At 68.7% G+C, this 15,672-nt stretch carries 9 protein-coding genes; 6 read left to right on the top strand and 3 right to left on the bottom strand.

All coding sequences use genetic code 11. The annotated features are described in order from the left end of the window. From murJ to G9373_RS34445, 3 genes are all read right to left on the bottom strand, one after another. On the bottom strand, positions 1-3,409 hold a 3,409-nt coding region (gene murJ, locus G9373_RS34435), incomplete at its 3' end, for a murein biosynthesis integral membrane protein MurJ (protein ID WP_167119362.1). Between the two features lie 113 nt (positions 3,410-3,522). After that, positions 3,523-5,913, bottom strand: a complete 2,391-nt coding sequence (locus G9373_RS34440; protein WP_167119353.1) for a DUF6049 family protein — start codon at positions 5,911-5,913, stop codon at positions 3,523-3,525. Between the two features lie 2 nt (positions 5,914-5,915). Beyond that, the gene (locus tag G9373_RS34445; RefSeq protein WP_005572816.1) at positions 5,916-6,491 is read right to left on the bottom strand and encodes an NUDIX hydrolase; all 576 of its coding nucleotides are present in this window, start codon (positions 6,489-6,491) and stop codon (positions 5,916-5,918) included. A 149-nt stretch (positions 6,492-6,640) separates the two neighbouring features. Here G9373_RS34445 and G9373_RS34450 point away from each other — a divergent pair, with 149 nt between their 5' ends. The 6 genes from G9373_RS34450 (at position 6,641) to G9373_RS34475 (ending at position 15,662) form a co-directional block, all read left to right on the top strand. Next, positions 6,641-8,092 (top strand): CCA tRNA nucleotidyltransferase, encoded by a 1,452-nt coding sequence (locus G9373_RS34450; RefSeq protein WP_005263516.1) that lies wholly within the window; start codon positions 6,641-6,643, stop codon positions 8,090-8,092. Positions 8,093-8,349: 257 nt separating this feature from the next. Further along, complete coding sequence (locus G9373_RS34455; RefSeq protein ID WP_167119356.1) at positions 8,350-12,486, top strand: bifunctional nitrate reductase/sulfite reductase flavoprotein subunit alpha; 4,137 nt, start codon at positions 8,350-8,352, stop codon at positions 12,484-12,486. Positions 12,487-12,572: 86 nt separating this feature from the next. Further along, complete coding sequence (locus tag G9373_RS34460) at positions 12,573-12,977, top strand: TOBE domain-containing protein (protein WP_005263518.1); 405 nt, start codon at positions 12,573-12,575, stop codon at positions 12,975-12,977. Beyond that, positions 12,974-13,783 (top strand): molybdate ABC transporter substrate-binding protein, encoded by an 810-nt coding sequence (modA, locus tag G9373_RS34465; RefSeq protein ID WP_054248147.1) that lies wholly within the window; start codon positions 12,974-12,976, stop codon positions 13,781-13,783. Before G9373_RS34460 ends, modA begins: the two co-directional genes overlap by 4 nt. Continuing rightward, on the top strand, positions 13,780-14,586 hold the full coding sequence (locus G9373_RS34470) for an ABC transporter permease (protein ID WP_005263520.1): 807 nt from the start codon (positions 13,780-13,782) through the stop codon (positions 14,584-14,586). Before modA ends, G9373_RS34470 begins: the two co-directional genes overlap by 4 nt. Beyond that, positions 14,583-15,662, top strand: coding sequence for an ATP-binding cassette domain-containing protein (locus G9373_RS34475; RefSeq protein ID WP_054248145.1), 1,080 nt, complete (start codon positions 14,583-14,585; stop codon positions 15,660-15,662). The genes G9373_RS34470 and G9373_RS34475 overlap by 4 nt, the downstream gene beginning before the upstream one ends. Positions 15,663-15,672 lie beyond the last annotated feature (10 nt).

A 15,672-nucleotide genomic window follows, 5' to 3' on the forward strand; every position in this document is an offset into this window, starting at 1 on the left:
GCGCGGGGGCGGGCGACTCGGGGTTGGGCGGCGCCTCGGCCGACGTGGTGAGCCCGAAGTCCTGTTCGGTGAGCGGCGCGTCGGAACTACTGCCCGTGAGGAACGTCGCGAGCCAGAAGCCCAGCAGAGCCAGCACGATGATCGTGACGACCGCGAGGCCCACGAGCGCCGCGATCATCCGGTTGGACTTCTTCTTCTCCGCCTCCAGTGCTTCCGGGTCGGCGAGAGCGTGACCGGTCGTGCCGGGGCCCCGCTGCCCGAGCCGCAGCACGGGGATGAATTCGGTCTTGTCGTTGACGACGGACGCCTGGTCGAGAATGTGCTGCACGGTGGCCGCCGTGCGGATTCCCCCGTTCGGCTCGAGTGAGCGCAGCGCCACCGCGGAAATCTCGAACGGGACCTCAGGGCGGATCACCCGCGGTCCGATGGGCTGCCCGCTCGAGTCGCGGTCGGCCAGCCGCATACCGCCGACGGTGCCCGGACGGTGCGAACCCGACGGGTCCCCCGCGGGAGCGGACGGGTCACCCAGCGGCCAGCGCGCGGTGATGAGGGCGTAGAGCATGGCCCCCAGTCCGCGCACGTCGGAACTCGAGTCGGAGTCGGCGAGCGTTGCCGGGAACGCCAGCACGGCATCGCCGTTGATGCTGATACGGACGCGGTCGGGGTGGTCGATGGACAGTGCCCCGCCGGCGCGGTGTGCGGTCTCGGCGGCCGCGGCGAGCGCGCGGATGGCACTGGCAGCGCCGATCGGAGACGGCTTGGTGTCGGCCATCTCCCGCAGCGAGCGGCCCGGGGTCCACTCGGCGACGACGATGCCGCCCGAGCTACCGCGGACCACGTCGAGCACACGGGCGAGTCCGGGCGAGTTGATCCGGCCCAGTCGCAGGGTGCGCGACAGAATGGCTTGCGGGCCTTCGGGACCGGCCGAGGTGGAGCGCTGTTCGGCATCCACGAACGTCAGAGCCACCTCGCGGTCGAGCTTGACGTCCAGCGCCTGCCAGAACTGCAGTCCCCGCGAACCGCCGTGCGGTGTCAGAAGGCGGTACCGACCGCCCGCGACGGACGCGCCGGGAATGAGCTTGGGGCCACGAGGAGTACGACGAGGACCTGCGCCGGGCTCACGTCCGGGTGCCGGTGTGATCGGGATCACGCCGGTGTCGTAACTGAGATCCCGTGCGGGGGCCGCGCCCATGTGACGTGTGTCTCTGGGCGATTCGCCTGCGTCGTCGGCGGGAGTCTTCGTCTGCGCATCCGCAGGATCGCCGGTCTCCTTGCTCTGCCCCGTTTTCGGAGTGTCTGCGGAGCCCGAGGACGTGGCCGCGTCCTTTTTCTGCGGTGCGTCGGTGCCGGCCTGCTTGTCGGACTTCGCGGCGTCGGTGGAGGCCGACTCGGACGGGATCCGGGTGGTCGGGGCGTCGACGCCGTTGGGGGCGGCGGCCGAATCGCGTTCGGACGCTTGCACCGTAGAACCTCCGGCTCTCTTGCTGCCGGCCACGTCGTCGTCGCTCACCCTCACTCCTTCATTCTCGAATGCCCAACTCCGACCAGTACCGGGCGGCGATCCGACCCGCTCGTGTCCAGGGTACGGGAGTCCACCGGGTCGTTCGATACCACGCGGCTGTCCCCCGAAGTCGTGCGGTGTGGCGCGGACCACGGGAATCAGTTCTGTTTCGGCTTCTGCGAGCGGGTCGGCCTCCGGTTCCTGTGCGGCGCCGCGACCGTGCAGGGCGCGAACCTTGCGGGCGACGGCGACGGTGACGGACACGATTTCGGGGATCTTCGCGAACCAGAGGATCACGAAGGTGACGACGAGCATGAGGACACCGCTGATCATGACCCGGACCATCGAGCCCGGACCGCCGAACAGACTGGTGAGGCGGTCGAGCCCGAGGAGGCGGTCGGCGCCGAGCATGACGAGCGCACCCGCCATCGACGCGAGCACCACCACCCACACCGTCTTGCCGACGTTCGCCATCTGCAGGTTGCCGAGACTGCGGTGCAGCAGCCAGCCCCCGACGAGCGCGCCGGTGATGTAGCCGAGGCCGTTGGCCACGCCGAGCAGGATGACCACCTGGTCGTCGCTGGAGGCGATCATCGGGGTGAGCGCCGACAGCGCGATCTTCACCGCGGTGATGCCCAGGACGATCCACGTGGGGGTCCAGGCCTGCTCGCGGGCGTAGAACACGCGGAGCTGGATCAGCACCAGGGAATAGGGAATGAGCGTGAAGGCCGACCAGCTGACGGCCTGGCCGAGGCGTTCGGCGTCACCGGTCCCGAAGTTGCCGTACCCGTAGAGCGCCTGGCCGATCTCGGGGCCGGCGAACGTGAGGAACGTGATGATCGGGATGAGAGAGATCATCGTCAGCCGGGTGGCGACGGACAGATCGTCGACCACGGCGGGGGTGTCGTCGGCGGCAGCGTTGCGGCTGAGTCGCGGCATGATCGCCGTCAGCACCGTCACGCCGAGCACGCCGTACGGCAGCTGCAGCAGGAGCCACGCGTTGTTGTAGATCGCGGGACCCGACGCGTCCGCGTGTGACGAGATGCGGGTGGCGACGATCATGCCCGCCTGGCTGATCAGCACGTACAGGATGATCGCGACGGCCATGCCGCCGAACTGCTTGAGCCGGTCGTCGAGGCCCCACAGCGGTTTCAGTGAGATGCCCTCGCGCCGGATCGCAGGCACCAGGCTCATCGCCTGCACCACGACACCGAGCGTGACGCCCACACCGAGGACCAGCAGTTTCGGGTCGCTCATCCGCACCGGATCGAGGGTGATCTCCCCCGGTGTCGCGTAGTAGATCACCAGCACGGTGAGCATCACGACGTTGTTCAGCACCGGTGCCCAGGCACCGGGTTTGAACACCTGCCGGGTGTTGAGAATGGCCGTGAGCAGCGCCGACAGTCCGTAGAACAGGATCGCGGGCAGGAGGAGATAGGACAGAGCCGTGGTGAGGGACGTGTTCACCTTGCCGTCGGCCGACAGGAAGACATGCGTGGTGAGCACGGGCGCGGCCGCGGTCGCCAGCAACGCCGCAGTTCCGAGCAGCACGCACGTGGCGGTGAACAGGCGTCGCACGAACGCGGCACCCTGGTCCGGGTCCTCGCGTTCGGCGCGCACCAGGACGGGCACCACGATCGCGGTGAGCACCGCTCCCAGCACGAGCTCGGAGATCATGTTCGGGATCTGGCTGGCGACGGTGAACGAGCTGGCCACCGACCCACCCAGCAGCGTCAGGACGAGGAGCTGCTTGGCGAATCCGGTGATGCGGCTGACGAGCGTCGCCACCGCGATCGAACCGGTGGACGCCAGCAGTCGGGAGTTGCCCTGCTTCTGCGGCGCGGTCGACGGCCCGGAGTCCCGGACCGGAGGCGGCGAGGGGTCGACCCGGATGGCCGCGAACTGCACCGTCGGCGCCTCGTCCGGCCGGATTTCCCGAGCCCAGTGGTCCCGCTCCCACGGCGCGACCCGGGGATGGGAGCGATCGGGAAGCCTCTGGCCCCTACTGGGCAAGTTCCCGGTCATGAACGTTCGTACCCTTCGTCAGCTGGATCCGGCTGGCCGCGGAATCGATGCCACAGCCGGCGGCCGGCGAGGAACAGCAGCAGAGCACCCGCGCATGCTGTCAGTATCGCCAACGCCTGCCCGTACGCGTTGGACCGTACCGTCACGCTGGTCGGCTCTCCCAGTTGCTGTCCATCGGCGGTGGTCAGAGAGAAAGTGACGACGAGCTTGCGGGAGTCGTTGGCTTCGGTGGGAACGGTGAGGGTGCGGCTGCCACGTGGGGGCAGCGTGGTGGGGCCGATGTCGGTGATGGTCATCCCCGACGGCGCGTCCACCTGGAGACGGACGGTGATTCCGACCGGCAGGTCGTTCCTGGCCACCAGCAGCAGCGGGCTCTGTTCCGACGCCAGCGTGTAGACACCGCCCGGCGACACGACGGTGACGGCCCCGAACAGGTCGTCCATGGTTTCGGCCACCTCGTCGGCGCGCGTGTCGGACGCCTCTTCCGCGGACCGTCGTTCGTCGTCGCGGCGATGCGCGAGGCTCATCGAGCGCAGCAGGTCCTCGCGCAGCGGTGCCGTGAAGCGTTCCGGGGTGAGCGGGGCCTGCGGGTCGTCGACCAGTGCGGTGTTCAGTGCCTCGATGCGGGGCGTCTGGGTGGCGGCGGCGTCGCGGATATGGGCGGGGACGCCGTCCTCGGCGGCCTGATCCGGGTACTCCAGCGTCGCGACCTCGGGTGATCCGGGCTGACGTCCCAGCAGCGTGGGCAACGGGCGGGGGGTCGCGAGCCCGGAGCGCATCAGCGAGGACACCGTGGACAGCAGCGTCTTCGCGTCCTCGGCGCCGGCCGTCCACAGCTGCGGCGGCACCACCATCAGCGAGCGGGGGGTGCCTGCGGCGCGTGCGGCCTCGGGTTCGAGGGCAGACCACGACACCGCACCGAGTGCGTCCTGCAGTCGGGCGGTCCGGGAATCGTCCGAGAGGTCGTACCGGGCGCGCTTCGGGGTGTACGAGGGGGTCTGCGGTGTCGTTCCCATGGCCGCGAGCGCCGTCCCGACGGACGGATCGAACAGCAGCGCGTCGACGCTTCCGGTGGCCGCAGGCGTCTCGGTTGCCGCCGGGGTCGTCTCCCCGTTCGCGGGAACGGGGGCGGGGGGCGGAGTCGCCTCGATGACGTGGGCGCTGTCGCGGGGTGTCGTCGTGTCGACGGAATTGGCGGCCACGAGCGTGGTGGTCGCCTCGTCTCTGCGCAGCATCTGCGCCGTCGCGTCGTCCAGCACGCCGGCGTCGCTCCACACGAAATTGCGCAGCGACGTGACACCCAGCACGTTGTCGACGATGTCCGCGGGGGCTTCGACGGCGGTCGCGGTGAGGTCCGGGTTCGCGACCTCGGTGATCGCGGACAGGTCGGCCTGCGCGAACGGAACCGACGTGGTGCACATGGACGCGGCCAGGGACCGGGCGCGGTCGAGCCACGCCGACGCGGCATCCTTACCGGTGCCTTCGTGCGCGGAACCGGTGGGATCGGACGGGTCGTCCACCACCAGATATCCGCGCGTCATGTTCTCGACGGTGATCAGCAGGTCGGGGTCGACGGCCAGGCACAGACTGTCCCGGAGGGTGTGGTCACGGTCGACGCTCTCCCGGGTGGCGAACTCCGCCGCGCCCAGCAGTTCGTCGAGCCGGCCGCCGTCCGCGAGCGAGGACGCGAGGTCGTCGTCGACGAGACGGACCGGTTCGGTGACGGAACCGGGCACCCCCGCCGCGAGCCGGGGCCGGTCGGCGAGCGGCCAGAGCATGGTGACGGCGACGGGACTGGAGATGTGCGGGGGCACGGCCGGAGTGCCGGGGACCCCGAACACGGGGAGCAGGAATCGGGCGTCGTCGAGGCGCGCGGCCCCGCCGTACTCGGGGGTGCCGTTCACGTTCACCATCAGCGGGTACACGCCGGGTTCGGTGATGTCGAGAGAGATGTCGGTGTCGGACCGTAGTGGCAGCGACAGCGTGAACTGCTTGCTCTGCCCCTCGTCGAGGCGGCCCGCGACCGTGTCGAACATGCCGACCGTGTCGTACCGCGACTGATCGAGGGTGAGGGACGTGCGGAGGCCCTCGCTGCTCGCGACGGCGGGGGCGCGCTGCAGTCGCACGCTGACGTCGCGGACCGTGCGGTCGCCGATGTTCTTCACCGAGCCCGTGACGGTGACGAACGGGTCGCTGGTGGTGGTGACCGTGGACGGCGTGACGTTGTCGATGTGCAGTTCGAGGAACTCGGGGTCCTCGGCGACCGTCTGGGTCCCGGCGCTCTCGGGCGGCACGGGGTCCTGGGCCGCCGCCACCACGGTGCTGGTGGGAGCCAGAACGACCGCGAGTGCGGTCAACGTCACGGCACCGACCCGACGCAAAGCCATCCTCATCCGGCGTCTGGCCCCTTCTGGAGCTTCAGGTCGGGGGCGGTCGGGGTGGTAGTCATCTTCGAGATCAAGTCACCGGCGATTTCTGCGAGTTTCCGTTCGTCTGCGTAGGCCAGGCGTGATCCCAGCTCGGCGAGCGGCACCCACGCTACCTCGGTGACTTCCACGTCTTCGTCCGACAGTTCCCCACCGAGGCATCTCAGCAGATAGTGGTGGACGGTCTTGTGGACCCGTCGGCCCTCGGTGACGAACCAGTAGTCGATGCTGCCGAGCGACGCGAGGACGGTGCCCTGGATGCCGGTCTCTTCCTCGACCTCACGCATCGCGGTCTGTTCGGCGGTCTCGCCCTGCTCGATGTGTCCCTTGGGCAGCGACCACAGCAGCCGCCCGCGTCGGTCGGTGCGTCCGATCAGCGCGGCGCACAGATTCTCCCGCGGTCCGCCGAGACCGTTGACGACGAGCCCGCCCGCCGAGGTTTCGCGAACCGTCCTCATGTGGGGTTTCGCGGGTTTGCCGACGGCGCCGCGCCGCCGCGAGTTGCGGCGACTCCTGTTCGCACGTTCGGCAGCAGACACCCCATCGATAGTAGTTGGCTTTGCCGTCTCCACCGGAACGCCGCACCCGAACCGAGACGCTTCGTGACAGACCTGTGGTGAACCGAACGGCGAGGTGACAGCGTGTATGCGTATCTCGCTATTTGCGCACCTCGGTAAGCTTCCTGGACGTGACTGCCCCTTCTCTCGACGACGAGCGCCGTACGCGACTGCTTGCCGGCGCCGCGGTGACGCTGCGCGAGCTGTCCGAAGTCCTCACGCCGCTCGGTGAGAGGTTCGCTGCCGCCGGTCACGAGTTGTACCTGGTGGGGGGGACTGTCCGGGACGCGATCCTGGGCCGCCTCGGCACCGACCTCGACTTCACCACCGACGCTCACCCGGAGCGGGTGCAGAAACTGCTGTCCGGCTGGGCCGACAACCAGTGGGACACGGGCATCGAGTTCGGGACGATCAGCGCCACCAAGGCGGGTCAGCAGGTCGAGATCACGACGTATCGGGCCGACGCCTACGACCGGGTGTCGCGCAATCCCGTCGTCCAGTTCGGGACGAAGCTCGAGGACGACCTGGTGCGGCGCGATTTCACGGTCAACGCGATGGCCGTGCGGATCGGTGCGGACGGCTCGCAGGACTTCGTCGACCCCCTGGGCGGCATGGACGCGCTGCTGGCCGGGGTGCTGGACACGCCGTCGGCGCCGGAGAACTCCTTCAACGACGACCCGCTGCGCATGTTGCGGGCCGCCCGGTTCGTGTCCCAGCTGGGATTCACCCTGCACGAGCGCGTGCATCAGGCCATCGTCGACATGGCGCCGCAGATCGAGCGGATCACGGCCGAACGCGTGCGGGCCGAACTCGACAAGCTGATCCTCGGCGAATTCCCGATCGACGGCATGAACGTGATGTGTGAGACGGGTCTCGCCGACTTCGTGCTGCCCGAGGTGCCGCAGATGAAGCTCGAGATCGACGAGCACCACCAGCACAAGGACGTGTACTGGCACTCGCTGACCGTGCTGAAGCAGGCCGTCGACCTCGAGGACGGCGACCCCGACCTGGTGTTGCGGTGGGCGGCGCTGCTGCACGACATCGGCAAACCGGACACGAAGCGCAACGAGCCGGGCGGCGGCGTGAGCTTCCACCACCACGAGGTGGTCGGCGCGAAGATGGTCCGCAAGCGGATGCGGGCGCTGAAGTATTCGAAGCAGATGGTCGACGACGTCTCGCAGCTGGTGTTCCTCCACCTGCGGTTCCACGGCTACGGCAAGGGTCAGTGGACCGATTCCGCCGTGCGCCGGTACGTGACGGATGCCGGCCCGCTGCTGCCGCGGCTGCACAAGCTGGTCCGCGCCGATTGCACCACCCGCAACAAGCGGCGGGCGGCCGCCCTGCAGGCGACGTACGACGACATCGAGGAGCGGATCGCCCGGCTCGCCGAGCAGGAAGACCTCGCACGGGTGCGCCCCGACCTCGACGGCAACGCGATCATGGAGTTGCTCGGCATTCCCGCCGGCCCCGACGTCGGGAGGGCGTGGAAGTACCTGAAGGAGCTCCGGCTCGATCGTGGTCCGCTCAGCCGCGACGAGGCCGAGGCCGAACTGCTGTCGTGGTGGGCCACGCAGCAGGGCTGACCGATCGTCGATCCGGTCGGGTCGACGTCGTCTTCTCCTTACTCCGCTTTCGGGCGGCCACTCACCTGAAGTGACGACAGTCACATGATCTGGTGATTCTGCCGTGCCGACATCACCACCGTGCCCGCGCCCGGGTGCGAGAGACGTCACCGAACGCTCACGGGGGTTAATCCCGACGAAACACGGTTCACGGCAGCATTGATACAGGTCGTGAGCCGGGTGGACAGGCGGCGACCGTGCAGGTGAGGAGCTAGTCGATGCAGCAGCAGAAAGCCGGGACTTCCACAGTGAAGACCGCCTGCTCGTACTGCGGTGTCGGCTGCGGCATGGTGCTCGAGGTCGGGACCGATCCCGGGACCGGTGCGCGCCGCGTGCTCAAGGCGTCCGGCGACAAGGACCATCCCACCAACTTCGGGCGGCTGTGCACCAAGGGTGCGACGAGCGCCGAGATGCTGGTGGCCGGTGGCCGGATGGAAACGGGGTACGTCCGCGACGAGCGCGGGGAGGCACCCACCTCGATCGACGTCGGCGCCGCCATCAGCGAGACCGCGCGCCGGCTGAAGGAACAACTCGACGGGCACGGACCGGACGCCCTGTCGTTCTATGTCTCCGGTCAGATGTCCATCGAGGCGCAATACCTGATCACCAAGCTCGCGAAGGGCTTCGTCGGCACCAACCAGATCGAGTCCAACTCGCGGCTGTGCATGGCCAGTGCGGGCACCGGCTACAAGCAGTCGCTGGGCGCGGACGGCCCGCCCGGCTCGTATCAGGATTTCGACTCGGCCGACGTGTTCTTCGTGATCGGCGCGAACATGGCGGATTGTCACCCGATCCTGTTCCTGCGGATGATGGACCGCGTCAAGGCCGGGGCCAAGCTGATCGTCGTCGATCCGCGTCGCAACGCGACCGCCGACAAGTCGAACCTGTTCATGCAGATCGCGCCGGGCACCGACCTCGCGCTGCTCAACGGTCTGCTGCACCTGCTCGTGAAGAACGGGCACACCGATCCCGAGTTCATCGCCGAGTTCACCGAGGGCTGGGAGGTGATGCCGGAGTTCCTCGAGGAGTACACCCCCGAGAAGGTCGCGGACATCACCGGCATCCCCGGATCCGACATCCGTCAGGCCGCCCAGTGGATCGGTGAGGCCGAGAACTGGATGAGCTGCTGGACGATGGGACTCAACCAGAGCACCCACGGCACCTGGAACACCAACGCGATCTGCAACCTGCACCTGGCCACGGGTGCGATCTGCCGGCCGGGCAGCGGCCCGTTCTCCCTCACCGGTCAGCCCAACGCGATGGGTGGCCGCGAGATGGGGTACATGGGTCCCGGCCTGCCGGGGCAGCGGTCGGTGCTCGCCGCCGACGACCGGGCGTTCATCGAGGATCTGTGGGAGCTGCCGGAGGGCAGCATCCGCACGGAGGTCGGCACCGGAACCGTCGACATGTTCGAGCGGATGGTCGCGGGTGACATCAAGGCCTGCTGGATCATCTGCACCAATCCCGTTGCCACCGTGGCGAACCGGCGGACGGTGATCGAGGGTCTCGAGGCCGCCGAGCTCGTGATCACGCAGGACGTCTTCCTCGACACCGAGACCAACGGTTACGCCGACATCCTGCTGCCGGGGGCGCTGTGGGCGGAGTCGGATTCGGTGATGATCAACTCCGAGCGCAACCTCACCCTGTTGCAGCAGGCCATCGATCCGGTCGGCCAGGCGCTGCCCGACTGGCAGATCATCGCCCGTGTCGCCTGCGAGATGGGATACGCGGACGCGTTCACCTACGACTCGTCGGAGGACGTGTTCGAGGAGATCAAGCGCACCTGGAATCCGAAGACCGGCTACGACCTTCGCGGCGTCTCCTACGACCGCCTGAGGGAGACACCGGTGCAGTGGCCGAGCCCGCCCGGCAACCGCACCGATCGCAACCCCCTCCGCTACGTGAATGACGGCGTCAGCCAGAACCTGCTGTCCGCTCCCGACGGTTCACTCCCCCGGCTCGCGTTCGCCACCGCGAGCGGCAAGGCCGCCTTCTTCCCGCGCCCGCACATGCTGCCCGCCGAGATGCCCGACGACGACTACCCGTTCGTCCTCAACACCGGTCGCCTGCAGCACCAGTGGCACACGATGACGAAGACGGGCAAGGTGGCCAAGCTCAACAAGCTGAACTCCGGCCCGTTCGTCGAGATCAATCCGGCTGATGCGCAGAAGCTTTCGATCGCCGACGGCGACAAGGTGGAGGTGGCGTCCCGGCGCGGTCGCGCGGTGCTTCCCGCCGTCGTCAGCGACCGTGTCCTCCCCGGCGGGTGTTTCGCCCCGTTCCACTGGAACGATTCGTTCGGCGAGTACCTCAGCATCAACGCCGTCACCAACGACGCCGTCGATCCCACGTCCTTCCAGCCGGAGTTCAAGGCGTGCGCCGTCTCCCTGACCCGGGTGGCCCCGGTGGCGGCGCCGGAGGTCCCGGAGTCCGGCGGGGCGCTCACCCTCGCGCAGGGTTCGCCCGCCGCGGAGATGAGCCGCATCCTGGGCCTGGACGACTCCGTCTCCCCCACTTTCGACGAACACGAACGCATGTACCTCGCCGGGCTGCTGTCGGGGCTGCAGTCCACCGAGATCCAGGGCGTTCCGGTTCTTCCGCGAAGCGCACCGATCTCCGGGTCCAAGCGCGTGTGGCTGGACGGTCTGATGGCGGGGCTGTTCTCCCGTTCCGACGTTCCGCAGAGTGCCGTGGTTCCGGACGCGAACACTGAATCGGTCCAGCACCCGGTGGTGGTGGTGTGGGCGTCGCAGACCGGCAACGCCGAGGAGTTCGCCGCCGAATGTGCCGAACAACTCGAAGCGGCCGGCCACGGCACCCGCCTGATGAGCATGGACGACTACGACGTCGCGGGTCTCGCCGACGTCCGCGACCTCCTGATCATCACCAGCACGTTCGGGGACGGCGACGCCCCCGACAACGGCAGCAGCTTCTGGTCCGCGCTCAGCAGCGACGAGGCCCCGAAGCTGTCGCAGACCCGGTATGCCGTGCTGGCTTTCGGCGATTCCAACTACGACGACTTCTGCGGGCACGGCAAGCGGATCGACGCCCGGCTGGAGCAGCTGGAGGCGAAGCGTCTCACCGAGCGGGTCGACTGCGAACCCGACTACGAGGACCAGGCACGTCAGTGGCTGACCCAGGTCCAGAAGCTGGTCCGGGACCGTGCGGCGGCCGACGGTGCGACCGTGGTGGCGTCCGCACCCGCGCCGGCCCGGCCCGCAGCGAAGAAGGCGGCGACATTCACACGGAAGACGCCGTTGGTCACGCGATTGACGAAGAACATTCCGCTCAGCGCCGCCGGATCGTCGAAGGACGTGCGGCAGTTCGGTTTCGAAGTGAGCGATCCGGAGTTCTCCTACGAGGCGGGCGACGCTCTCGGTGTCTGGCCGACCAACAGCGACGCCGTCGTCGACGAGTGGCTGAAGGTCACCCGGTCGATCCCGGACACGCCCGTCACGTTGCCGGACCTGCCGGAGATGACGCTGCGCGAGGCGCTGCGCACGAAGCTCGAGATCACGAAGGTGTCCCCCGAGCTGCTGCGGTTCGTGCAGAGCCGCACCCAGGACACCGAGCTGGCGCGGCTGCTGCGCCCGCAGAACAAGATCGCGCTCCAGCAGTGGCTGTGGGGACGGCAGTCGATGGACGTGCTGGCGGAGTACGGGGTCGAGGCCGACGCCGAGGAGTGGCTGAGCGTGCTCAAGCGCCTCCAGCCGCGGTTGTACTCGATCTCGTCGAGCCCCAAGGTCGACCCGGGTGAGGTGCAGCTGACCGTCTCCGCGGTGCGCTACAACCACGAGGGCAAGAACCGCTCCGGGGTCTGCTCGACGTTCCTCGCCGATCACTGCGACGAGGCCGACGTGCCGATCTTCGTGCAGAAGTCGGCGCACTTCCGTCCCCCGCAGGCTGCCGACGCACCGATGATCATGGTCGGTCCCGGCACCGGTATCGCTCCGTTCCGCGGATTCCTGCACGAACGCCGCGAATTGGGTCACACGGGTAAGAACTGGATGTTCTTCGGTGAGCAGCACGAGGCTACCGACTTCTACTACCGCGAGGAGATGGAAGCTATGCACCGCGACGGATTTCTCACCCACCTCGATGCGGCGTTCTCCCGGGACCAGCGGCAGAAAATCTATGTGCAGGACCGCATTCGCGAGCACGGCGCCAAGCTGTGGGGCTGGATGCAGGAGGGTGCGTCGCTGTACGTGTGCGGCGACGCGAGCCGCATGGCGAAGGACGTGGACGAGACGATCCGTGAGGTCGTCCGCACCCATGGGCGCCTGGACGAGGAAGACACCGAGCTGTACATGAAGCAGCTCGCGACCGACAAGCGGTACGTGCGCGACGTGTACTGATCCGCATCTGCGGAAAGGTGCACTTGATCGGTCCGTATTTGCCGACATAGGATGTCGGTCATGACGCATGCGCGGACAATTCTCGGATGACGGGAATCCGGATACGACAAGCCGCAGAACTGCTCGGCGTCAGCGACGACACAGTCCGGCGGTGGATCGACAACGGCAGCCTCGCGGCGGAGAAGGACGAGTCGGGCCGCAAGGTCGTCGACGGCCCCGCACTCGCCGAGTTCGCGCGCGCCAACGCCTCGAAGTCGCCCGATCTGCTCGGATCGGAGTCCTCGGCACGTAACCGATTCACCGGCATCGTGACCGCGGTGGTGATGGACACGGTGATGGCCCAGGTCGAGATGCAGTGCGGGCCTTTCCGCGTCGTCTCCCTGATGAGCAGTGAAGCCGTGCGCGACCTCGGGCTCGAGCCCGGCAAGGTCGCGGTAGCCGTCGTCAAGTCGACCACGGTGATCGTCGAAACACCTGGAGAAGTTTCATGAAGTCGTCCTGGCGGCGGGCCACGACGGGGGTTGCTGCGGCCGCACTCGGTCTCGGCATTCTCACCGGCTGCGGTTCGAACGACGACGGCGGCGCCTCGGGTTCCGCCGAGGCGACGTCCGCGTCCGCAGCGGGTGGCGACATCACGGTGTTCGCCGCGGCGTCGCTGAAGAATACGTTCACGGAACTCGGCCAGATGTACGAGTCCGCGAACCCCGGATCCCACGTGGAGTTCAGCTTCGCGGGTTCCTCCGACCTCGCCGCTCAACTCGACCAGGGCGCCTCGGCCGACGTGTTCGCGTCCGCCGATACCACCAACATGACGAAGGTGGTCGACGCCGGGCTCGTCGAGGGCAGTCCCGTCGACTTCGCCACCAACACGCTGACCATCGTGACGGCACCCGGAAACCCCAAGGGCATCACGTCCTTCGCGGATCTGAACCGTGAGGGGACGCTGGTGGTCACGTGTGCCCCGCAGGTTCCGTGCGGTTCCGCGACGCAGAAGGTCGAGACCGCGTCGGGTGTCGACCTCAGCCCGGTCAGCGAGGAGTCGTCGGTGACCGACGTGCTGAACAAGGTGACAGCCGGTCAGGCCGACGCCGGCCTCGTGTATGTCACGGACGCGGCGAGCGCCGGCGACAAGGTGACAGCCGTGGCATTCCCCGAGGCCGCGCAGGCACTGAACACCTATCCCATTGCGACGCTGTCCGCTTCGAAGGCACCGGACGCGGCGCAGGGCTTCGTCGACCTCGTCACGGGACCCGACGGTCAGGCAGTGCTCGCGAAGGCCGGATTCGCCCAGCCGTGATCCGGGCGGCGCGCGTCAGAGTCCCGTCCGGGCTTCCGGGCTGGATCTTCGTCCCGGCGGCACTGGGCGGACTGTTCGTCGTCCTGCCGCTGTTCGCGATGCTGGCGAGCGTCGACTGGTCGCGGTTCTTCCAGCTGGTCACGTCGGAATCCTCACTCGCGGCGCTGGAACTGAGCCTGCGGACCGCAGCGCTGAGCACCGTGCTGTGCGTCCTGCTGGGGGTTCCGATGGCGGCAGTGCTGTCGCGCAGCAGTTTTCGCGGACTGCACGTGCTGCGGTCGCTGGTGCTCCTGCCGCTGGTGCTTCCACCGGTGGTCGGGGGTATCGCCCTGCTGTACACGTTCGGCCGGAAGGGCCTGATCGGGCAGCACCTCGAGGTCGCCGGCATCCACATCGCGTTCACCACCACGGCCGTGGTGCTCGCGCAGACGTTCGTCGCGCTGCCGTTCCTCGTGGTGAGCCTCGAGGGTTCACTCCGGACCGCAGGCAGCCGGTACGAGCACGCCGCCGCGACACTCGGTGCGAGCCCCACCACCGTCTTCCGGCGGGTGACACTGCCGCTGGTGCTGCCCGGGCTGGTGTCCGGGGCGGTGTTGTCGTTCGCGCGGGCGCTCGGCGAGTTCGGGGCCACGCTGACGTTCGCGGGCAGCCTGCAGGGTGTCACGCGAACGCTGCCGCTCGAAATCTACCTGCAGCGGGAGACCGACGCCGATGCGGCCGTGGCGTTGTCGCTGGTGCTGGTCGTGGTCGCGGTGCTCATCGTGGTGGGTTCGCGGGGCTGGGCGTCGAGGGCCGCGCTGTGACCGGCCTGAGCGTCGAGGCGCGGGTGGATGCGCGTGGCGTCGACGTGGGGTTCGACCTCGGCGAGGGTGAGGTGCTGGCGGTGCTCGGACCGAACGGCGCCGGCAAATCGACGGCGCTCTCGGTGGTCGCCGGCCTGGTGCGCCCCGACGTCGGACGCGTCGAACTGAACGGTCGCGTGCTCACCGACACCACCCGGGGCGTCGCAGTGCCCCCGCACCGGCGCGGGGTCGCGCTGCTCGCACAGCAGGCGCTGTTGTTCCCGCATCTGACGGTGGCCGCCAACGTGGCGTTCGCCCCGCGCAGTGCCGGCCGGGGACGTCGGGAGGCGCGCGCGATCGCCGAGAAATGGCTGGACGCCGTGGATGCGACGCAGTTCGCCGACCGCCGCCCGCACGAGCTGTCCGGGGGGCAGGCTCAGCGGGTCGCGGTGGCCCGAGCGCTCGCGGCCGCGCCCCAGGCCCTCCTGCTCGACGAACCCATGGCGGCGCTCGACGTGGCCGCGGCGCCCGCCCTGCGCGTACTGCTCCGGCGGGTGCTGCGGGAAGGGAACCGGACCGCGGTCGTGGTCACCCACGACATCCTCGACGCGCTGGCGCTGGCCGACCGGGTGATCGTCGTCGAGGGCGGTCAGGTGGTCGAATTCGGCTCCGTGCGAGACGTGCTGACGCGGCCCCGCAGCGCGTTTGCCGCGCGAATCGCCGGGCTCAACCTGGTTCCGGTGTTCGGGGCGCAGGACGGCTTCGAGACCGAGACCGGTGTTCGGCTGCACGGTCTGCCCGACGCGGATTTCGTGCCGGGCGCGCCGGCGGTCGCGGTGTTCGCTCCCGCGTCGGTGGCCGTCCACCGACGCTCTCCGGAAGGCAGTCCGCGCAACGTCTTCCGGGTGTCCATCTCGGAGATCGAGGTGCGTGGGCCGACGGTCCGGGTGCGGGCCGCCGTAGCCGGAAGCCGGTTCGAACTCAGCGCCGACGTGACGGCGGCGTCCGTCGCGGAACTCGATCTGGTGCCGGGCCTGGACGTGTTCTTCGTCGTCAAGGCCACCGAGGTCGCCCTCCATGCCGTGCGTACTTGTTAACCGCGGGCGG

It is taken from the genome of Rhodococcus sp. A14 (assembly GCF_011603105.1).
Lineage (GTDB): Bacteria > Actinomycetota > Actinomycetes > Mycobacteriales > Mycobacteriaceae > Rhodococcus_F > Rhodococcus_F opacus.

What these genes read in the sequence shown, in the direction of transcription:
- G9373_RS34455 (WP_167119356.1), top strand. Translation starts at nt 8,350, where the DNA reads ATGCAGCAGCAGAAAGCCGGGACTTCCACAGTGAAGACCGCCTGCTCG.
- G9373_RS34440 (WP_167119353.1), bottom strand. Translation starts at nt 5,913, where the DNA reads ATGGCTTTGCGTCGGGTCGGTGCCGTGACGTTGACCGCACTCGCGGTC.
- modA (WP_054248147.1), top strand. Translation starts at nt 12,974, where the DNA reads ATGAAGTCGTCCTGGCGGCGGGCCACGACGGGGGTTGCTGCGGCCGCA.
- G9373_RS34460 (WP_005263518.1), top strand. Translation starts at nt 12,573, where the DNA reads ATGACGGGAATCCGGATACGACAAGCCGCAGAACTGCTCGGCGTCAGC.